Genomic DNA, 18366 nt, shown 5'->3' with positions numbered 1-18366 from the left:
GGCGCCGCCGGGCCTCCCCGGGCCCGGCGGCGACGCCGACGAATCAACCGGCGACCGGCTCCGCGACCGGCAGCCGGGCGGCGATGTCGTCGATCGCCCAGGGACCGTCGGTCTCGATCTCCTTCGCGACCTGCCAGCCGACCAGCTCCTGGATCGATCCGCCCTGGACCGCGAAGACCTTGCCGGTGACGGTCGAGTCGGCGGTCGCCAGGTAGGCCACCAGCGGCGAGATGTTCTCGGGCGCGAACAGGTCGTGCTCGCCCTCCTCGACCTCCTGGGCGAAGATCGCGCCCATCCCCGGAGTCGCCAGCGTCAGCCGGGTGCGGGCGATCGGGGCGATCGCGTTGACCCGCACCCCGTAGCGCTCCAGCTCGTCGGCGGCGACCAGCGTCATCGCCGCGATCCCCGCCTTCGCCGCGCCGTAGTTCGCCTGGCCGGCGTTGGGCATCGTCGTGCCCGAGGCCGAGGCGGTGTTGATCACCGAGGCGTTCGGCTGGTTGCCCGCCTTCGACTGGGCCTTCCAGTACTCGGCAGCGTGGCGGAGGACCGCGAAGTGCCCCTTCAGGTGGACCGCGATCACCGCGTCCCACTCCGCCTCGCCGAGCGACGCGACGAAGCCGTCGCGCAGGATCCCGGCGTTGTTGACCACGATGTCGAGGCCGCCGAACTCGCGCACGGCCTGGTCGATCAGGCCCTTGGCCCCGTCCCAGCTGGCGATGTCGTCGGTGTTGGCGACCGCCCGCCCGCCGGCGGCGACGATCTCGTTCGCCACCTCCTGGGCCGGGCCGGCGTCGCTGCCCGAGCCGTCGTTGGCCCCGCCGAGGTCGTTGACCACGACGCTGGCGCCCTCGCGGGCGAACAGCAGCGCGTGCTCACGGCCGATGCCGCGGCCCGCGCCGGTGATGACCGCCACGCGGCCGTCGAGTGCTCCCATGTCCTTCGTGCTCCTGTCAGGTTCGGTGTGCGGAACCCGCCCGCCGGCGGCGCCGGCGGGCGGGGCGGCCCGGTGGGCTCAGTCCGCGATCTCGGCCAGCCCCGCGCGGACCACCAGGTCGTCGCCGACGCTGGTCTCGTAGCGGTAGGTGGTCACGCCGTCGGCCGATCCGGCGCGCCAGATCCGGGTCCGCAGGTCCTGCCCCGGCAGCACCGGCTTCGAGAACCGGACCGCGAGCCGCTTCAGCCGGCCGACGTCCGAGTCCGCCAGCTCGGTCAGGACGGCCCACGAGGTGAAGGCCATCGTGCAGAGGCCGTGGGCGATGATCCCCGGCAGCCCGGAGTCGCGCGCGACCTCCTCGTCGAGGTGGATCGGCATCGGGTCGCCGGCGGCCGGCCCGTAGCGGAACGTCTGGTCGTCGTCGACGTGCTGGTCGACCTCCGCCACCGGCGGCTGCTCGCGCAGCGCGTCGTCGAACGGGTGCGTCGGACCGAGCACCCCGGCCGTCTCCCCCGCGTCGACTCCGCGCAGGAAGAGCGTCACGTACTGCTCGTTGACCAGCTCGCCGGCCTCGTCCCGCGTCTCCAGGTAGACCGTGCCGCGGGTGCCGTTGGGCAGCGCCTCGTAGCCCGTCATCTTGGCCCGCGAGACGAGCGTCTCCCCCGGCACGATCGGCCGGTGGAAGAGGAAGTCCTGCTCGCCGTGGACGACCCGCCCGAAGGTGCTCAGCGGGACGACCTCGAGCGCCGGCTCGGTCAGCGCCTCGAAGACCGGCACCACCGCGAACACGGGGCTCGCGACGTCGCCGGCCAGGTGCGCCGGGATCGGGTCGTTGGTCGCCTTCGCGTACTCGATCAGGCGCTCGCGGGTGACCTCGAACCGCTTCTCCTCGGTCCAGACGTCGAGGCCCTCGGCGTTGAACTGCTCGACCTGCGTCGACATCGCGGCAGCTCCGTCCGCGCTCAGGCGACCAGCGCCGAGAGCTTCTCGAGCGACTGGTTGAGGTTCTTCTCGCCGTCCTTCTCGACCGCCTTGCCGAGCGCGCCGGTGATCATCGCGCCGACGAACTCGGCGTTGATCGTGGCGTTCGAGCCGCCGTTGCCGTCGGACTCGAGGGCGAACCCGAACGTCACCTTGACACCGGCCATCCCCTCGCCGGAGATCGTCAGGGCCTTGCCCTCCTCCAGCTCGTCGACGGTCCAGGTGATCGTGTTCGGCATCCCCAGCATCGTCACGACCTCGGACGCGGTGGCGCCCTTGGTGTAGCGAGCCGGCACGTCGCCCTTCCACTTGGTGTGGATGGTCAGCCAGTTCTCGTAGCTGCTCGGATCGACGATCTGCTCCCAGACCTTGTCCGGGGTGGCGGGGATCGTGACGTTGGCGCTGATCTTGCCCATGGTGCTGCTCCTCGTGGTTCGGTGCTTCGGGAAGTCGGTGACGGGCGCGCTCAGCGCTCCGCCCGCTGGTACGCGGTGACCACGGCGCTGCCGCCGAGGCCGATGTTGTGCTGCAGCGCGGCCTCGACGCCGTCGACCTGCCGCTTGTCGGCGGTCCCGCGCAGCTGCCAGGTCAGCTCGGCGCACTGGGCCAGGCCGGTGGCGCCGAGCGGGTGGCCCTTCGAGATCAGGCCGCCGGAGGGGTTGACGACCCACTGGCCGCCGTAGGTGGTCTGGCCGTCGTCGATCAGCCGCGGCGCCTCGCCCTCCTCGCAGAGCCCGAGCGCCTCGTAGAGCAGCAGCTCGTTGGCCGAGAAGCAGTCGTGCAGCTCGATCACCTGGAAGTCCTCCGGCCCCAGGCCCGACTGCTCGTAGACCTGGCGCGCGGCCTGGACGTTCATGTCGTAGCCGATCACGTCGCGGGCCTTGCGGGTGCTGAACGACGACTCGTAGTCGGTGGTCAGCGCCTGGCCGACGATCTCGACGGCCTGGCCGGCCAGTCCGTGCTTGGCGACGAAGTCCTCGCTGGCCAGGATCGCCGCGCCCGAGCCGTCCGAGGTCGGCGAGCACTGCAGCTTGGTCAGCGGCGAGTAGATCTCCGGCGCGTCCAGGATGTCGTCCAGCGAGTACTGATCCTGGAACTGCGCGTAGGGGTTGTTGACCGAGTGGCGGTGGTTCTTCTCGCCGATCTTGGCGAAGTGGATCGGCTCCGACCCGAACTCCTCCATGTGCTCGCGGCCGGCGGCGCCGAACATCCACGGCGCGGGCGGGAACTTGACCTCGGAGATCTGCGCCAGCAGATCGATGTGGCGGTCCATCGGCTGCGTCCGGTCGTTGAACGTCGAGCCGAGCGAGCCGGGCTGCATCTTCTCGAAGCCGAGCGCGAGGGTGCACTCGGCGAGCCCGCCGCGGATCGCCTGCGCGGCCAGGAACAGCGCGCTCGACCCGGTCGAGCAGTTGCTGTTGACGTTGAAGACCGGGATCCCCGTCAGGCCGAGGCCGTAGACGGCGCGGTGGCCGGAGGTCGACTCGCCGTAGACGTAGCCGACGTAGGCCTGCTCGACCTCGCCGTACGGGATCCCCGCGTCCTCCAGCGCCTTCGTCCCCGACTCCAGCGCCATCTGCGGGTAGTCCCACCCCTCGCGACGCCCGGGCTTCTCGAACTTCGTCATCCCGACGCCGACGACGTAGACCTTCTTGCTCGCCACCTGGTCGCTCCTTCTCGCTCGCGGTTCCGTCCCGCGCGGCGCGGCCGGAGGGCCGGCCGCCACGGGCCGAGATGAAAGATACAGACCTGCTGGTTTTTTTGAACAGGCGGGACGGTTTCTTTTTCTCCGACCCGCGCGCCACCCGCGAATCTCCAGCGTTGATCGCGGTTCCCGGCCCGTGGCGTGATCGATCAACCCGCTGTCCGGTCCGGTCATTCCCGCGCAGGCTCCGCGCGGCGTACGGTCGCGACGTGCAGCCCCACCGCTCCCCGACCGTCGCGATCATCGGCGCCGGCATGTCCGGCCTCTGCATGGCGGCCACCCTCGACCGGGCCGGGATCGAGGACGTGACCCTCTTCGAGCGCGCCGACCGCGTCGGCGGCACCTGGCGCGACAACACCTACCCCGGGCTCTCGTGCGACGTGCCGTCGCGCTTCTACCAGTTCACCTTCGCGCCCAACCCGGACTGGTCGCGGTTCTTCTCCCCCGGGCCCGAGATCCACCGCTACTTCGACGAGGTCGCGGACCGGCTGCGGCTGCGGCGGCGGATCGCCTTCGGGACCGAGCTCGTCTCGGCCCGCTTCGAGGACGAGCGCTGGCGGCTGCGGACGGCGGCCGGCGACGAGCACCAGGCCGACTTCCTGATCTCGTGCTGCGGCATCCTCCGCGACCCGCGCGTGCCGGCGATCCCCGGGCTCGACGACTTCGCCGGGGCCCGCTTCCACTCCGCCCGCTGGGACCACGACGTGCCCGTCGAAGGGCGGCGGGTGGCGGTGATCGGGACCGGCTCGACCGGGGTCCAGATCGTCTGCGGGCTGGCCGGCGTGGCTGGGAGGGTCTCGCTCTTCCAGCGCACCCCGCAGTGGATCCTGCCGCTGCCGAACCCCGGCTACTCGCGGATCACCCGCGCGCTCCACGGGCGGCTGCCGCTGCTCGACCGGGTCGGCTACGGCGTCACCCGCGCCAGCTTCGAGTACTTCGCGCGGGCGCTGACCCAGCCCGGCTGGCGGCGGCGGGTGGTCGGCGAGCTCTGCCGGCTGAACCTGCGGTCGGTCCGCGACCCCGCGCTGCGGCGCAAGCTGACCCCCGACTACGAGCCGATGTGCAAGCGGCTGGTGGTCTCGTCCGGCTTCTACCCCGCGGTCCAGCGCGACGACGTCGAGCTGGTCACCGACGCGATCGAGCGGATCGAGCCGAGCGGGATCCGGACCCGCGACGGCCGCCTGCACGAGGTCGACGTGCTGGTGCTGGCGACCGGCTTCGACGCCCACGCCTACATGCGGCCGATGGAGCTGGTCGGCGAGGACGGCCTGACGATCGAGCAGGCCTGGAGCGACGGCCCGCGCGCCTACCGGACCGTCTCGCTGCCCGGGTTCCCCAACTTCTTCATGCTGATGGGCCCCCACAGCCCGGTCGGCAACTACTCGCTGACCGCGATCGCCGAGACCCAGGCGACCTACGTGCTGCGGTGGATCGACCGCTGGCGGGCCGGGCGGCTGGCGACCGTCCAGCCGACGCCCGAGGCGACCGACCGCTTCAACGCCTCGATGCGCGCGGCGATGCCCGGGACGGTCTGGACCACCGGCTGCGACAGCTGGTACCTGGGCGCCGACGGCCTGCCCGAGCTGTGGCCGTGGACCCCCGACCACCACCGCCGGCTGTTGTCGCGGATCGAGGAGGCCGACCACGTGACGACCCCGGTGCGGGTCCCGGCCACGACCGGGGGCGCGGCCTGATGCGCCGCCGCCTGCGCCTGGCGGGCGCCGTGGTCGTGATCACCGGCGGCGCCCAGGGGATCGGCCGCGCGACCGCCGCGGCGGTGGCCGCCCGCGGCGCGACGGTCGCGATCCTCGACCGCGACGGCGAGGCCGCGGCGCTCGCCGCCCGCGAGCTGGGTGGCGACGCGCTCGGGCTGACCGCCGACGTCACCGACCCGGCCGCGCTCGCGGACGCGATCGCGACGGTCGTCGAGCGGCGCGGGCGGATCGACGTGCTGATCGCCAACGCCGGCATCGGCCCGCGCTCGATCACCGTCGACGAGGGCGACCCGGACCACGCCCGCCAGGTGCTCGACGTCAACCTGACCGGGGTCTGGAGCACGCTGCGGGCCGGGGTCGGGCCGGTCGCCGCCCAGCGCGGCCACGTGCTGGTGATCTCGTCAGCGGCGGCCTTCGTCGTGACCCCGACCTGGGCCGCCTACGGGGTCAGCAAGGCCGGGGTCGAGATGCTCGCGCGGTCGCTGCGGATCGAGCTGGCGCCGAGCGGCACGACCGTCGGCGTCGCTCACTTCGGGCTGGTCGACACCGGGCTCGTCGACCGCTTCGCCGCCGATCCGCTCTACGCCCACGCCGAGCGGCTGATCCCCGGCTTCGTGGCCACCCGGGTCGCGCCGCGGACGGTCGCCGAGCGGGTCGCCGACGGGATCGAGCGGCGGGCGGCGCGCACGATCGTCCCCGGCTGGCTCGGGCCGGTCTACGCCCTGCGCGGGCTGCTCGGGCCGCTGAGCGACGCGTTGCTCGTCCGCAGCCGCCGCGCCCACTCCTACGTCGACGCGGTCCGCGAGCGCGACCGCGAGCAGGCCGCTCAGGCGCGGACGTCGCCGATCAGCTCCTCCAGCAGCGGCCGGTAGATCGCCCAGCGGCCGACCTTCGAGGGGGTCTCGCGGGGCTCGAACGACTCGGCCAGCGCCAGCCCGCGGACGGTGCTGATGCAGAGGTCGACCTTCGCCATCAGGACCGCGTCCTCGGCCAGCCCGCCGACCAGCCCGGCGATCGTCTCGCGGATCATCCGCCGCAGCCGCCGCTCGACCGGCAGCAGCCGCTCACGCAGCTCGGCGTCGTCGGCGGCGGCGATCCAGATCTTGGTGCCGGCCTCGAAGAGGTCGCTGGAGAAGTCGGCCCAGACCACGTCGAGCAGCCCGCCGACGCCGGCGCCGGCGTCGCGGCGACCGACGACCTCCTCGGCCATCGCCTGGATCCGCTCGTTGGCCAGGTGCTCGTAGGCCTCGGCGATCAGGTCCAGCCGGTGCGGGAAGTGGTGGGTCTGGGCCCCGCGCGAGACGCCCGCCAGCTCGGCCACGTAGCGGCTGGTGGTGCCGGCGTAGCCGACCTCCACCAGGCTCCGGATGGTGGCGTCGAGCAGTTTGCCGCGGGTCTCGGCGCGGCGCTCCTCCTGGGTCCGGCGGGCGCCGTCCGCGGCTGGCCCACCGCCGCCGCGGCCACCCGCGACGGCGCGGCGGACCGCCTTCTGGGCGGCCTTGCCGGCCTGGCCGGCGGCCTTGGTCGCCTGGCGGGGAAGGGGGCGGCTCATGCGGGGACGTCCTCCAGCTCGCGCTTCAGCACCTTGCCGGTCGGGTTGCGGGGCAGCTCGTCGAGGAACCGCACCTCGCGCGGGACCTTGTACCGCGCCAGGTTCTCCCGCACCAGCTGCTGCACGCCCTGCTCGTCCAGCCGCGCGCCCTCGCGGAGCACGACGTAGGCCCGCAGCCGCTTGCCGAACTGCTCGTCGTCGACCCCGACGACGGCCGCCTCGGCGATCAGGTCGTGGCCGGCCAGCAGCTCCTCGACCTCGCCCGGGAAGACGTTCTCCCCGCCCGAGACGATCATGTCGTCGTCGCGGCCGTCGATCGTCAGCAGCCCGTGCTCGTCGAAGTGACCGACGTCGCCGGAGGAAAGCAGCCCGCCGACGTTCTCCTTGCCCCCGCCGCCGGTGTAGCCCTCGAAGGGGATCCCGTTGCCGACGAAGACCCGGCCGGTGACGCCGGTGGGGACGTCGCGGCCGTCGTCGTCGAGGATCCGCACCCGCGCCCCGCGCACCACCGGCCCGACCGCGTCGGGCGCGATCCGCAGGTGGTGCGGCTCGGCGATCGTGGCGTAGGCGACCTCGGTCGAGCCGTAGAGGTTGTAGACCACCTCGCCGAGGGTGTCGAGCGCGCGGGTGGCCAGCGAGCCGCCGAGCTGGGAGCCCGCGACGAAGACCACCCGCAGCGACGAGAGGTCGGCCGTTCGCCCGGCCTCGTCGTGGGCGTCGAGGAAGCGGCGGAGCATGATCGGGACCACGATCAGGCCGCTGGCGCGGTGGCGGGCGACGTCCTCGACGGCGAGCGCCGGATCGAACCGCCGGCGCAGCACCAGCGTCGAGCCGAGGCCGACGGCGAGGATCGCGTGGGCCAGGCCGAGCGCGTGGAACATCGGCGTCGCGATCACCGTCGCCTGCTCACTCCGCAGCGGCACGCTGGTCAGCAGCCCGCCGAGGGTCGAGAGGCTCTTCGGCTGCTGGCGGCGGGCGCCCTTCGGCGTCCCGGTGGTGCCGCTGGTGAGGATGATCAGCGACGCGTGCTCGCCCGGCGCCGGCGGCCGAGTGGCCGGCGCGCTCGCGATCAGCTCGTCGAGGGTGCCGTCGGCCCCGGGCACGTCGCCCTCGCGCTCGACCCAGGCCCGGAAGCGGCCGAGCGGCGCGTCGACGCCGGTCACGTGGTCGGCGAACTCGTCGTCGAAGGCCAAGAGCCGGACGCCCTCGCGGGCCGCGACCTCGGCCAGCTGCGGGCCGGCGAAGTCGGTGTTCATCAGGATCGCGCGGCCGCCGAGCTTCGAGACCGCGAACAGCGCCTCGACGAAGCCGGCGTGGTTGCGGATCATCAGGCCGACCCCGTCGCCGGGCCGGGCTCCGCGGGCCCGCCAGGCGTTGGCCAGCGCGTTGGTCCGGCGGTCGAGCTCGGCGAAGGTGGTGGCGCCGCGCTCGTCGACGATCGCCGTTCGCTGCGGGTGGCGGGCGACCGGCAGCGCGAGGGCGGCGCCGAGCGGTCCCTCGGCGCGGATCGCCCGCAGCGCGGCGGCCACCGTCGCCGGGCGATCGGCCCGCACGAAGCCGGCGTCGACGAGCGCGCGGAGGTAGGCGATCTCGTCGCCCGCGCGGGCGACGACCGTGGTCGCGGCGGCGGGCGCGGCGCGGACGATCCGGCTGAGCATGGCGAGCAGCGTACCCGATGAAAAAAACCGTCGGGTTGGTATCTTTCAGCGCGACGCACCTCCGGGCCCCGTCCGGGCGACCCGCCGACCAAGGACGCCGACATGAGCAGCACCCTCGAGCCCCGCGCCGGCTCGGCCCCCACGATCGACCACGACAGCGCCGCCTGGAAGCTGGTCGGCGGCGAGATGGAGCGGCCGATCTTCGACGACGACCACCAGGCGTTCCGCGAGAGCGCGCGCCGCTTCCTCGAGAACGAGATCGCCCCCCACGAGGCGCACTGGGAGGAGCAGCGGATCGTCGATCGCGACGCGTTTCTGAAGGCCGGCGCCAACGGCTTCCTCGGGCTCGCGGTGCCAGAGGAGTACGGCGGCGCCGGGATCGACGACTTCCGCTTCAACGCCGTCTTCGGCGAGGAGGTCGTGCGCGCCGACTGCCGCAGCTTCGGCGCCGGGGCGATGCTCCACAACGACGTCGTGCTGCCCTACCTGATCTCGTTCTGCAACGAGGAGCAGAAGCAGCGCTGGCTGCCGAAGTGCGTCTCGGGCGAGACGATCCTGGCCGTCGCGATGACCGAGCCGGGGACCGGGTCCGACCTGCAGGCGATCGCCACCACCGCGGTCCGCGACGGCGACCACTACGTCGTCAACGGCGCCAAGACCTTCATCACCAACGGCATCAACGCCGACCTGGTGGTGACCGCGGTCAAGACCGAGGGCGGCCTGAGCCTGCTCGGGATCGAGCGCGACACCCCCGGCTTCGAGCGCGGCCGCAAGCTCGACAAGCTCGGGATGCACGGCCAGGACACGGCCGAGCTGTTCTTCAACGACGCCCGGGTGCCGGTCGACAACCTGATCGGCGACGAGGGCATGGCCTTCATGTACCTGGTCCAGAAGCTGGCCCAGGAGCGGCTGACCCTGACCCTCAACGCGACCGCCGGCGCCGAGGCCGCGCTCGGCCTGACGATCGACTACGTCCGCGAGCGCAAGGCCTTCGGCCGCTCGATCGGCCAGTTCCAGAACACCCGCTTCATCCTCGCCGAGCTGAAGACCGAGTGCGTCAAGGCGCGGCTGTTCGCCGACTGGCAGCTGGGCCAGCACGTCGAGGGCAAGCTCTCGATCGAGCACGCCGCGATGGGCAAGTACTCCTCGACCGACCTCCTCTGCCGGGTGGTCGACGACGGCGTCCAGCTCCACGGCGGCTACGGCTACATGACCGAGTACCCGATCGCCAAGGCCTACGCCGACGCCCGGATCACCAAGATCTTCGCCGGCACCAACGAGATCATGAAGGAGATCATCGGCCGCGGGATGGACCTGGGGTAGACCCGCGGGGCCGCGACGCGGACGGCCGATCGCCGTCCGCTACGCCAACCCCGCCCGGACCGCGCCGTAGAACGCGGTCAGCCGGGCGAGCAGCGCCGTGGCGCCCTGCTCGTCGTCCGGGTCGAGGTCGAGGACCCAGTCGGCGACGATGTCGAAGAGCCCGCCGATCAGCCCGGTCGCGACGCCGGGCGGCAGCTCGCCCTGCGGGTGGTAGCGGCGCCAGATCTCGCTCACGAAGGCGGCGGCCCAGCGGCGGTTCGTCCGCCGCTGGCGTTCGACGGTCGGACTGGTGGCGCTGCCCTGGCCGAAGAGCACCTCGGCCCGGCGGGGGTCGGCGGCGAAGGCTCGCGCGAACGCCTCCAGCAGCCGCCGCGAGCCGGCCTCCTCGTCGTCCGGCGCGCCGGCCAGCGCGCTGGCCATCTCGGCCTGGGCCTCGGCCGTGACCTCGCCCATCAGCGCCAGGTAGCAGGCCTCGCGACCGTCGAACAGCTCGTAGAAGCTCTTGGTGCTGACGTAGGCCGCCTGGCACAGCTGCTCGATCGAGACCTCGCCGAAGCCGCGGGCCGCGAACAGCTCGAGCGCCGCGTCGAGCAGCGCGCGGCGCCGCTGCTCGCGTCGCTCGTCGGCGGTCAGGCCGCGGATCCGGCGCGGCGCGGCGGGCGTTGGACGGGCCGGGGGCACGCGTCGCACGATAGTCCGCCGGCCCGACCAGGACCGCCCGCGGACAGTTTGGAAAAGATTTCTTGTTCTGAACCGGTCGACATGTTTGAATGCTTTCGTCGGCCGTGGCGAGCGCCCGCCGCCGCGATGCTTCCCTTCTGAGGAGAGGGTGTCCATGCGCAGTTCGTCCGTCCCCCGTCGCCTGCTGGCGGCGCTCGTGACCGCGGTCGCCGCGGTCGCCGTTCTGTCCCCCGCCGCCGCGTCGGCCGCCCCCACCAGCGGCTGGAACGACTGGTCCTGCCGGCCCAGCGCCGCCCACCCCGAGCCGGTCGTGCTCGGCCACGGCCTCGGCGCCAACGGCGTCGACAACTTCCTGGTGCTGGCCCCGGCACTGAAACTCGCCGGCTACTGCGTGTACTCGACGACCTACGGCGGCACCACGTTCCTGGGCGACCTGGTCGGCGGCCTCGGCGACATGCGCCAGAGCGCCCGCGACTTCGGCGCCTTCGTCGAGCGCGTCCGCTCCAGCACCGGTGCCGCGCAGGTGAACGTCGTCGGCCACTCCGAGGGCACGACCGTTCCCGCCTACTACGCGAAGGTCCTCGGCGGCGCGCCGAAGGTCAAGCGCTTCGTCGGCTTCGGCGCCAACTACCGCGGGACGACGCTCTCCGGGCTGGGGACGCTGGCCAAGGCGCTGAAGCTGCAGCCGGTGCTCGACGCCGTCGGCTGCCAGGCCTGCTCGCAGTTCCTCCAGGGATCGGACTTCCTGAACGAGCTGAACACCGGTGGCACCGCGGCCGCGCCGGGACCGGTCTACACCAACATCGTGACCAAGTACGACACCGTCGTCACGCCCTACACCAGCGGCTTCATGAACGCGCCCAACGCGACCGACCTGGTGCTCCAGAAGTCGTGCCCGGTCGACTTCAGCGGCCACGTTGGCCTGGCCGTCGACCCGAACCTGATCAGCCTGGTGATCAACCGGCTCGCCCCCGAGCACGCCCCGCGGCCGATCTGCGTCCCGTACTGGGCGCTCGGCGCCTAGTACCGCCGCGTCATCCGCATCCGCAGGCCCCCGCGCGGACTCAGCGTGGGGGTCTTGTCGATCTGCAGCCGGTGGCCGGGCGGGAGCGCCAGGTCGCGCTCCCGCAGCAGCACCGTCGCCACCGCCTTCACCACCAGGTGGCCGAAGCGCTTGCCGATGCAGATCCGCTGGCCGCCGCCGAACGGCATGTAGGCGCCGCGCGGCAGCGCCCGCCGGGCCTCGGGGGCGAACCGCTCGGGGCGGAAGGCGGCTGGCTCGGGGAAGACGTCGGGCAGCCGGTGGCTGACCCAGGTCGAGTACGTGACGTGGGTCCCCGCCGGCACGTGGTGGCCGGCGAACTCGAACGGGCTGACGGCCAGCCGCGGGCCGAACCAGACCGGCGGGTACAGCCGCAGCGTCTCCTCGAAGGCCATCTCCAGCTCCGGCAGCTCGCGCGCCAGCTGGTCGACGCCGGGGTCGGCCCCGCCCAGCACCCGCCGCTCCTCCTCGCGCACGCGGGCCAGCACCCGCGGGTGCCGGGCCAGCTCGTGGAGCAGGAACGAGATCGTCGAGGAGGAGGTGTCGTGGCCGCCGAAGAGCATCGTGCAGAGCTGGTCGCGCAGCTCGCCGTCGCTGAAGCCCTGCCCCTCGTCGTCGCGGGCGGCCAGCAGCATGCCGAGGATGTCGCCGCCGTCGCCGGGGTCGCGGCGGCGACGGGCGATCTCCGCCAGCAGCATCGCGTCGAGCTCCGCCCGCGCCCGCAGCATCCGCGCCCACGGCGTCCCCGGCCCGCGCAGCGGCAGCGACCAGAGCGGGCTGTCGAGGTAGGCCAGCGCCCGCTCGAAGGCCGTCGCCAGCGCGTGCCCGCGGTCGCGGTCGTGGGGGTCGATCCCCACCAGCGCCCGCATCGAGATGCTCATCGACAGGTCGCGGGCCCAGGCGTAGAGGTCGGCCGTGCCGCCGACCGGCAGCGCCGCGACCGCCCGCCGCGCCTCGTCGACCATCACCGCCACCGCGTCGTCCATCCGCTTGCGGTGGAAGGCCGGCATCGCGATCGAGCGCGCGCGGTCGTGGTACTCGCCGTCGGTGGTGATCAGGCCGTCGCCGAGCAGCGGGATCAGCTCCTCGCCGAACATCCCCCGCCGCCAACTGAAGTGGTGCGCGCCGGAGACGGTCACGAAGTGGTTCGCCTCCGGTCCGATCATCGCCACCACCGGCCGGTGCAGGATCCGGTGGGTGAAGATCGGCCCATAGCGGGCGTAGGCGGCCAGCGAGTTGCCGAGCGGGTCGCGCTGCCAGGCCATCGTCCGCCGCAGGCTGACCCGGGTCTCGCCCGGGGGCAGCGGCGCGCGCCGCCGCAGCTCGGCGACCGCTTCGGTGGCCATCCGCGGCAGGTCGAAGGGCCGTTCCGGGGTGGGGGTGCGCATTCGTCCGCCTCCGCAGCTCTTTGACAGGGCGCCCTGTCAGAACATAGAAGTCGACAGGAGAGCCTGTCAAGATGAATCGCGTGCCGCCGCCCGTCGTCCGCCCCTACCGCGGGATCAGCGCCGAGCAGCGGCGGGCCGACCGCCGGCGGCGGCTGCTCGACGGTGGCCTCGACGTGCTGGCCGAGGTCGGCGTCGCCGGCCTGACGATGACCGCCGTCTGCGCCCGCGCCGGCCTCACCGAGCGCTACTTCTACGAGAGCTTCCGCGACCGCGACGGCCTGCTCCGCGCGCTCAGCGACCAGCTCGCCGACGAGGTCACCGACGCGATCCGGGGCGCGATCGCCCGCGCCCCGCGCGACCTCTTCGCCGTCTCGCGGGCCGCGATCCTGGCCGCGGTCCAGCTGCTGGCCGACGACCCGCGCAAGGCCCGGGCGATGCGCGAGACGCTCGGGACCGAGCTGGTCCGCGAGCGCCAGGAGCAGCTGATCGCGCTGACCGTCGACCTGCTCTCGGAGCAGATCCGCGCCCTCGGCGACCCCGCCGCGATCGACCCGACGCGGCTGCGACTGGCGACGACGGTGATCGTGGCCGGCACCCTCCACGCGGTCGGCGACTGGATCCAGGCCGACGACCCCGCCCCGCTCGACGAGCTGGCCGACGAGGTCGCCCGGCTCTGCGTCGCCGCCGCCGGCACGGTCACCTCCCGCTCGCGTGGCGGTTGACCCCCGGCGTTCGGGTCTCAACCGCCACGCGAGCGAGAGGGCTGGGCGGGCGGGGGCGAACCGCAGGGGCGGTAGCGGCGGACGTGGCGCACCGTTCGGGCGCGACCATGGCGCCGCACCGTCGCCGTCTCGACCAGCCGCACGACCGACCGCGGCCGCCCGCGCAGGTCGACGACCGCGGTCAGCCGCCCGCCGCGCCGCGTCACCCGCACCGAGCGGCCGGCGACCGTCACCCGCGCGCGGCGGGCGTCGGCCGGACGCACGCGGATCCGGAACCGTCGCCGGCTGGCGCACGCCCGCGGCGGCGGGGCAGCGGCCCGCGGCCGCGTCGGCGCCAGCCGCTGGACGAACGCCGCCGCGGCCCGGCTGAGCGGCTCCGGCCGGCCGTCGGGCTGGCGCCAGGCGGCGTAGGTCGCGTCCAGGTGGTCGTAGCCCGGGAGCACCACCCGGGTGGTGTCGCGACCCGCCAGCTCGGGCGTCCCCAGGCCGGGCGCGAAACCGTGCTCGGCGTCGAGGTAGAGCGCCGGCCGCCGCGCCAGGTTGGCCGGGATCCGGTGGCGGGCCGTGCCGCCGCGGTCGCCGAGGTTCGCCGCCACCACGTCGGTCAGCAGCCGCAGCGGGAAATACCACTCCCAGCCGTCGACGTCGGGCAGCGTCATCGCGCGGGCGAACTGGCCGAGGTCGGTCGCCTCCTGGCCGCGGTCGCTGTAGCGCAGTTCGGGCCGGTCGGCCGGGAAGAGGCCGCCCGCCGGCAGCCGATCGTAGGCGGTCCAGCCGTAGGTGGCGCCGCGGTCGGTCGGGCGGACCGTCGTGCCGCCGAGCAGCCCCGCCGGGCTCATCGGCGTGCCGTAGGGCAGCGGAAAGTCCTTCGCCGCCACCGGGCCGCCGGCCGGCGCCCCGAGACTGGCCCGGAAGTAGGCCACGCCGGAGCGATCGTCGTCCGCCACCAGGCCGAGCGCGGCGGCGTTGGTCGCGCGCAGCTCGCGGGTGGCGGGCGCGCCGAGCACCTGGGCGAGCGGATCGTCGACCATCGCCGTCAGCAGCAGCCCGCCGAAGGAGCCGCCCGGCAGGTCGGCGAGGATCGTGCTGCGCGCGTCCGGCGCCACCCGGGCCGCCGACGCGAGCGCGTCGGTGGCGATGAACGCCTGGTCGAAGGGCGAGTAGGGCACGGCCGGCGCGACCGTCCCGAGCAGGTCGCCGATCCCCAGTCCGAGCGGCCCGGTCAGCGCCCCGACCCCGTCGAGCAGCAGGCCCGGCGCCGCGCCCAGCAGCTCGGTCCGGGAGTCGAGGACGACCAGCCCGGCGCACAGCCGCCAGCCCTGGTCGGCGGTCGTCGCCGGGTCGCCGTCGAAGTCCCACTGCGCGAGCTGGCCGGTGATCAGGCCACCGAGCGAGTGGCCGCCGCAGAGGACGCGGTCGCGCAGCGGCGCCGGCACCCGGGCGATCACCGTCCGCCAGTCCTCGAGCGTGCGGCCCAGCCCCTGGTGGGCGAGGAAGGCGACGTCGCCCGCCGCCGGCGGGGCGAACCGCGCCCCGGCGAGCGGACGCCCGCGCAGGTAGTAGTCGGCGGCCAGATCGGGGTTCGGCGAGGCGGCCGCCGCCCGCAGCCCGCGGTGGTCCTCCAGGCAGTTGGCGCGGCGGTCGATGACCCAGACCTCGACCCGCTGCCCGCGCAGCGCCGCCGCTCGGACGATGTTGCGGGCGACCGGCTCGAGCCCGCCGGCCCCGGCCTCGAAGCCCGGCATCAGGGACACGATCGCGTCGGCCGCGGCGGGGTCGTCCGGACCCGAGGCCGGCCGGGCGCGCAGGTAGCCGAGCCGGCCGCAGGCGGCCGGTCGCGGCCCCGCCGCCGCCGGCAATGGGGCGACGAACCGCACCAGCCCGGTCCGGACGCCGTCGGCGTCGGGAGCGCTGGAGGTCAGGGCCGCCTCGCCGGGCAGCGCCGAGACCGGCGCCGCGCCCAGCAGGCAGGCGACCGCGACGGCGAGGGGCAGGACCGGCCGGAGGCACCACATCGCCGGCATCTTATAGACCGTCCGTCCTGTTTCTTACTTCCAGCACGACCCGGCCCCCCGGCTCGCGTGGCGGTTGACCCCCGGCGTGCGGGGGCGATCCGCCACGCGAGGTGGCGGGGGCGGCGGGGGGGGGGCGGGCGGTTCGGGGTGGCGTGGCGCGATCGATCAACCCCGCGGCTCCGCCGATCATGGTCGCGGGCGGCCCCGGCGCCTAGCGTCGGCCCATGCCCCGCCACGTCCTCACCGGTCAGCTCGTCGCCGTCACCGGCGGCGCCCGCGGCATCGGCCGCGCGACCGCTGCCGCGCTGCTCGCCGCCGGCGCCCGGGTCGCGATCGGCGACCTCGATGCCGAGCTCGCCACCCGCACCGCCGACGAGCTGGGCGGCGGCCGGCCGGACGCGATCCGCGCCTACCCGCTCGACGTCACCGACCGGGCCAGCTTCGCCGCCTTCCTCGACGCCGCCGAGCGCGACCTGGGGCCGCTCTTCGCGCTCGTCAACAACGCCGGGATCATGCCGATCCGGGCCTTCGCCGACGAGGACGACGCGACCACCGACCGGATCGTCGACATCAACCTCCACGGGGTCCTGACCGGCTCGAAGCTGGCGCTGCCGCGGATGCGGGCCCGCGGCGCCGGCCACCTGGTCAACGTCGCCTCGCAGGCCGGCCGGATCGGCGCCGCCGGGCTCGCCACCTACTGCGCCACCAAGTTCGCCGTGGTCGGCTTCTGCGAGGCGCTGCGGATCGAGCTGCACGGCAGCGGGATCGACGTCTCGTGCGTGATGCCGGCCGTCGTCGACACCGAGCTGACGGCCGGGATCGAGGGCGCGCCGCGGCCGCTGCGGATCGCTCCCGAGGACGTCGCCGCCGCGATCGTCGGCACCCTCCGCCGGCCGCGGCCCGAGGTCTACGTGCCGCGCTTCCTGGCCCCCGCCTACCGCGCCGGCGGGGCGCTGCCGCCGCGGGTCCGCGACCGCGCGCTGCGGCTGGTCGGCAGCGACCACCTGATGGTCGACGCCGCCGACCGGGCGGAGCGGATCGGCTACGAGGCGCGGGCCGCGGCGCCGGTCCAGGGCCACAGCCAGCGCGACGACGCCACGACCGCCGGCGACCGCCGATGACCGTTACCGCCACCACCGCCGCGACCCGCCACGCCGTTCGCTCACCCTCCGACGGCACCGTCGTCGGCGAGGTCGCCTGGGCCGACGCGGACGCCGTCGCCGCGACCGCCGCCCGGCTGCGTGCCGCCCAGCCGGCCTGGCTGGCCCTCGGCCCGCGGGGGCGCGGCGCCGCCCTCGCCCGCTTCGGGCGCTGGCTGGCCGACGAGCGGCCGCGGCTGGAACGGCTGCTGATCGCCGAGACCGGCAAGTCGGCGAGCGACGCCCGGGTCGAGATCCCGATGATCCTCGAGCTGCTGGCCTACTACGGCCGCCACGCCGGGCGCTTCCTGGCCCCCGAGCGGCGGCCGCCGGCCTCGGCGCTGGTCGCCCACAAGCGGGTCACCGTCCACCGCCGTCCCTACCCGCTGGTCGGGGTGATCGCGCCCTGGAACTACCCGATCGCGATGGCGCTGCTCGACGCGGTCCCGGCGCTCGCGGCCGGCTGCGCGGTGCTCGTCAAGCCGTCCGAGCTGACCCCGCTGACCACCGCCGAGATCGTCCGCGGCTGGCGCGCGCGGGCCGGGGCGCCGGCGGTGCTCGACGCGGCGCTGGGCGCGGTCGCGACCGGCGAGGCGGTCGTCGACGCGGTCGACATGGTCCAGTTCACCGGCTCGTCGCGTGGCGGCCGGGCGGTGATGGAGCGAGCAGCGCGGCGGCTGACGCCGGTCAGCCTGGAGCTGGGCGGCAAGGACGCGATGCTGGTGCTCGACGACGCCGACCTCGAGCGAGCGGCGAGCGCCGCTGTCTGGGGCGGGCTCTTCAACGCCGGCCAGACCTGCGTCTCGGTCGAGCGGGTCTACGTCCACGAGACGGTCCACGACCGCTTCGTCGCGCTGGTCGTCGACCAGGTGCGGGCGCTGCGCCAGGGCAGCGGCGACGGCCACGACCTCGGCGCCCTGATCGACGAGCGGCAGCTGGCGACCGTCGAGCGGCACGTCGCGCAGGCGCGGGCGGCCGGCGCGCGGGTGGCGATCGGCGGCGGCCGACGGCCGGGTCCCGGCTGCTTCCACGAGCCGACGGTGCTGGTCGACGTCGACCAGGCGATGGACTGCATGCGCGAGGAGACCTTCGGCCCGACGCTGCCGATCATGCGGGTCCGCGACGAGGAGCAGGCGGTGGCGCTGGCCAACGACTCCGCGTACGGCCTCTCGGCGTCGGTCTTCACCCGCGACCGCGAGCGCGGCCGGCGGATCGCCGCCCGGCTGGAGTGCGGCGCGGTCAACGTCAACGACGTGATCGTCAACCTGATGACGACGACCGCGCCGCACGGCGGCTGGAAGACGTCGGGGATCGGGGCCCGGATGGGCGGGGCCGAGGGACTGCGGAAGTTCTGCCGCACCGAGGTCGTCGTCGAGAGCCGGATCGCGCTCCGCCACGAGCCGCTCTGGTACGCGGCCGGCGACCGCGTGCGGGCGCTCGCCGACCGGCTGCTGGTCGGCCACGCGCGCCGCGCCCTGCGGCGGCTGGAGCGAGCTGGCTGAGCCTGGATC

16 protein-coding genes are annotated in these 18366 nt (G+C 74.4%); 7 read left to right on the top strand and 9 right to left on the bottom strand.

Annotated elements, in window-relative coordinates; genetic code table 11:
- Nucleotides 1-43: 43 nt before the first annotated feature.
- The 4 genes from SH587_RS03470 to SH587_RS03455 form a co-directional block, all read right to left on the bottom strand.
- On the bottom strand, nt 44-934 hold the full coding sequence (locus SH587_RS03470; protein WP_320669169.1) for an SDR family oxidoreductase: 891 nt from the start codon (nt 932-934) through the stop codon (nt 44-46).
- Nucleotides 935-1012: 78 nt separating this feature from the next.
- Nucleotides 1013-1876, bottom strand: a complete 864-nt coding sequence (locus tag SH587_RS03465) for a MaoC/PaaZ C-terminal domain-containing protein (protein WP_320669168.1) — start codon at nt 1874-1876, stop codon at nt 1013-1015.
- Nucleotides 1877-1896: 20 nt separating this feature from the next.
- The gene (locus SH587_RS03460; RefSeq protein ID WP_320669167.1) at nt 1897-2331 is read right to left on the bottom strand and encodes a type II toxin-antitoxin system Rv0910 family toxin; all 435 of its coding nucleotides are present in this window, start codon (nt 2329-2331) and stop codon (nt 1897-1899) included.
- A gap of 50 nt (nt 2332-2381) precedes the next feature.
- Nucleotides 2382-3578 carry a lipid-transfer protein gene (locus SH587_RS03455; RefSeq protein ID WP_320669166.1) on the bottom strand — a complete coding sequence of 399 codons (1197 nt, stop codon included), beginning with the start codon at nt 3576-3578 and terminating at the stop codon, nt 2382-2384.
- Nucleotides 3579-3874: 296 nt separating this feature from the next.
- On the opposite strand from SH587_RS03455, the gene SH587_RS03450 reads away from it, so the two are divergent.
- Entirely contained in the window at nt 3875-5314 is a 1440-nt protein-coding gene (locus SH587_RS03450; RefSeq protein ID WP_375341727.1) for a flavin-containing monooxygenase, read from the top strand.
- On the top strand, nt 5314-6207 hold the full coding sequence (locus SH587_RS03445) for an SDR family NAD(P)-dependent oxidoreductase (RefSeq protein WP_320669164.1): 894 nt from the start codon (nt 5314-5316) through the stop codon (nt 6205-6207). The genes SH587_RS03450 and SH587_RS03445 overlap by 1 nt, the downstream gene beginning before the upstream one ends.
- Here the strand turns inward: SH587_RS03445 and SH587_RS03440 are convergent.
- Together SH587_RS03440 and SH587_RS03435 are read right to left on the bottom strand one after the other, a co-directional pair.
- Nucleotides 6162-6887 carry a TetR/AcrR family transcriptional regulator gene (locus SH587_RS03440; protein ID WP_320669163.1) on the bottom strand — a complete coding sequence of 242 codons (726 nt, stop codon included), beginning with the start codon at nt 6885-6887 and terminating at the stop codon, nt 6162-6164. The genes SH587_RS03445 and SH587_RS03440 overlap by 46 nt on opposite strands.
- Nucleotides 6884-8545, bottom strand: coding sequence for an AMP-binding protein (locus tag SH587_RS03435; RefSeq protein ID WP_320669162.1), 1662 nt, complete (start codon nt 8543-8545; stop codon nt 6884-6886). Before SH587_RS03435 ends, SH587_RS03440 begins: the two co-directional genes overlap by 4 nt.
- 186 nt (nt 8546-8731) lie before the next feature.
- On the opposite strand from SH587_RS03435, the gene SH587_RS03430 reads away from it, so the two are divergent.
- On the top strand, nt 8732-9868 hold the full coding sequence (locus tag SH587_RS03430) for an acyl-CoA dehydrogenase family protein (RefSeq protein ID WP_375341726.1): 1137 nt from the start codon (nt 8732-8734) through the stop codon (nt 9866-9868).
- 39 nt (nt 9869-9907) lie between these two features.
- On the opposite strand, the gene SH587_RS03425 is transcribed toward SH587_RS03430, so the two are convergent.
- Complete coding sequence (locus SH587_RS03425; RefSeq protein ID WP_320669160.1) at nt 9908-10549, bottom strand: TetR/AcrR family transcriptional regulator; 642 nt, start codon at nt 10547-10549, stop codon at nt 9908-9910.
- A 154-nt stretch (nt 10550-10703) separates the two neighbouring features.
- Between SH587_RS03425 and SH587_RS03420 the strand changes: the two genes are divergently transcribed.
- Nucleotides 10704-11573, top strand: a complete 870-nt coding sequence (locus SH587_RS03420) for an esterase/lipase family protein (protein WP_320669159.1) — start codon at nt 10704-10706, stop codon at nt 11571-11573.
- Here SH587_RS03420 and SH587_RS03415 read toward each other — a convergent pair.
- Entirely contained in the window at nt 11570-12979 is a 1410-nt protein-coding gene (locus SH587_RS03415) for a cytochrome P450 (protein WP_320669158.1), read from the bottom strand. The genes SH587_RS03420 and SH587_RS03415 overlap by 4 nt on opposite strands.
- Nucleotides 12980-13050: 71 nt before the next feature.
- On the opposite strand from SH587_RS03415, the gene SH587_RS03410 reads away from it, so the two are divergent.
- Nucleotides 13051-13701 carry a TetR/AcrR family transcriptional regulator gene (locus SH587_RS03410; protein ID WP_320669157.1) on the top strand — a complete coding sequence of 217 codons (651 nt, stop codon included), beginning with the start codon at nt 13051-13053 and terminating at the stop codon, nt 13699-13701.
- 17 nt (nt 13702-13718) lie between these two features.
- Here the strand turns inward: SH587_RS03410 and SH587_RS03405 are convergent, their stop codons facing one another.
- Nucleotides 13719-15716 (bottom strand): hypothetical protein, encoded by a 1998-nt coding sequence (locus SH587_RS03405; RefSeq protein WP_320669156.1) that lies wholly within the window; start codon nt 15714-15716, stop codon nt 13719-13721.
- A 224-nt stretch (nt 15717-15940) separates the two neighbouring features.
- On the opposite strand from SH587_RS03405, the gene SH587_RS03400 reads away from it, so the two are divergent.
- Together SH587_RS03400 and SH587_RS03395 are read left to right on the top strand one after the other, a co-directional pair.
- Nucleotides 15941-16837, top strand: a complete 897-nt coding sequence (locus tag SH587_RS03400; protein WP_320669155.1) for an SDR family oxidoreductase — start codon at nt 15941-15943, stop codon at nt 16835-16837.
- Nucleotides 16834-18357 carry an aldehyde dehydrogenase family protein gene (locus tag SH587_RS03395; RefSeq protein WP_320669154.1) on the top strand — a complete coding sequence of 508 codons (1524 nt, stop codon included), beginning with the start codon at nt 16834-16836 and terminating at the stop codon, nt 18355-18357. Before SH587_RS03400 ends, SH587_RS03395 begins: the two co-directional genes overlap by 4 nt.
- Nucleotides 18358-18366 lie beyond the last annotated feature (9 nt).

This window comes from Patulibacter defluvii, from assembly GCF_034096925.1.
Taxonomy (GTDB): Bacteria; Actinomycetota; Thermoleophilia; order Solirubrobacterales; family Solirubrobacteraceae; genus Patulibacter; species Patulibacter defluvii.
This window is presented reverse-complemented; position numbering and strand designations above follow the sequence as displayed.

What these genes read in the sequence shown, in the direction of transcription:
- SH587_RS03470 (WP_320669169.1), bottom strand. Translation starts at nt 934, where the DNA reads ATGGGAGCACTCGACGGCCGCGTGGCGGTCATCACCGGCGCGGGCCGC.
- SH587_RS03465 (WP_320669168.1), bottom strand. Translation starts at nt 1,876, where the DNA reads ATGTCGACGCAGGTCGAGCAGTTCAACGCCGAGGGCCTCGACGTCTGG.
- SH587_RS03460 (WP_320669167.1), bottom strand. Translation starts at nt 2,331, where the DNA reads ATGGGCAAGATCAGCGCCAACGTCACGATCCCCGCCACCCCGGACAAG.
- SH587_RS03450 (WP_375341727.1), top strand. Translation starts at nt 3,875, where the DNA reads ATGTCCGGCCTCTGCATGGCGGCCACCCTCGACCGGGCCGGGATCGAG.
- SH587_RS03445 (WP_320669164.1), top strand. Translation starts at nt 5,314, where the DNA reads ATGCGCCGCCGCCTGCGCCTGGCGGGCGCCGTGGTCGTGATCACCGGC.
- SH587_RS03440 (WP_320669163.1), bottom strand. Translation starts at nt 6,887, where the DNA reads ATGAGCCGCCCCCTTCCCCGCCAGGCGACCAAGGCCGCCGGCCAGGCC.
- SH587_RS03435 (WP_320669162.1), bottom strand. Translation starts at nt 8,545, where the DNA reads ATGCTCAGCCGGATCGTCCGCGCCGCGCCCGCCGCCGCGACCACGGTC.
- SH587_RS03430 (WP_375341726.1), top strand. Translation starts at nt 8,732, where the DNA reads ATGGAGCGGCCGATCTTCGACGACGACCACCAGGCGTTCCGCGAGAGC.
- SH587_RS03420 (WP_320669159.1), top strand. Translation starts at nt 10,704, where the DNA reads ATGCGCAGTTCGTCCGTCCCCCGTCGCCTGCTGGCGGCGCTCGTGACC.
- SH587_RS03415 (WP_320669158.1), bottom strand. Translation starts at nt 12,979, where the DNA reads ATGCGCACCCCCACCCCGGAACGGCCCTTCGACCTGCCGCGGATGGCC.
- SH587_RS03410 (WP_320669157.1), top strand. Translation starts at nt 13,051, where the DNA reads ATGAATCGCGTGCCGCCGCCCGTCGTCCGCCCCTACCGCGGGATCAGC.
- SH587_RS03405 (WP_320669156.1), bottom strand. Translation starts at nt 15,716, where the DNA reads ATGTGGTGCCTCCGGCCGGTCCTGCCCCTCGCCGTCGCGGTCGCCTGC.
- SH587_RS03400 (WP_320669155.1), top strand. Translation starts at nt 15,941, where the DNA reads ATGCCCCGCCACGTCCTCACCGGTCAGCTCGTCGCCGTCACCGGCGGC.
- SH587_RS03395 (WP_320669154.1), top strand. Translation starts at nt 16,834, where the DNA reads ATGACCGTTACCGCCACCACCGCCGCGACCCGCCACGCCGTTCGCTCA.